Origin of the sequence: Streptococcus sp. HMSC064D12 (assembly GCF_001837205.1) — a bacterium.
Lineage (GTDB): Bacteria > Bacillota > Bacilli > Lactobacillales > Streptococcaceae > Streptococcus > Streptococcus salivarius_D.
The window spans coordinates 40,500-40,934 of sequence record NZ_KV831765.1 but is presented as its reverse complement, the minus strand read 5'-3'; the positions used below and the strand labels follow the sequence as shown (position 1 = coordinate 40,934).

Annotated in this window: 1 protein-coding gene; it reads left to right on the top strand. The window is 37.9% G+C overall.

Annotation, left to right across the window (positions count from 1 at the left end; genetic code table 11):
• On the top strand, positions 1 to 435 hold a 435-nt coding region (locus HMPREF2697_RS09045; protein WP_180364365.1), incomplete at both ends, for an SspB-related isopeptide-forming adhesin.

Genomic DNA, 435 nt, shown 5'->3' with positions numbered 1-435 from the left:
TTCGTCCACCAGAAAAACCTAAGTTCCAACCAGAAAAATATGTTGTTTCTGAAGCGAAATTCGACGTAACAGGTACTAAACTCGTTGATGATGATAAAGAATTGGCTAACAAGGTTTCAGACACCAATGCAAACCCTTATGCTGATGACGCATCAAACAACGAATTGGAAAACTTGAATACGAAGTCAGTTAAACCTGGTCAAACACTTTACTACCAAGTATGGCTTGATACAACTCAATTTGACGCTAACAACAAGGATCATATCCAAACTGTTGGTATCACAGATGACTTTGATGAAACTAAGTTGGATGTAGATGCATCAGCAATCAAGGTTTACGATTCAGTAACTGGTAAAGATGTTACAGATAAATTCGACATCTCACTTGCTAACGGTGTGATTACAGCTAACCTTAAAGATGGCTTCACTAAGTCAC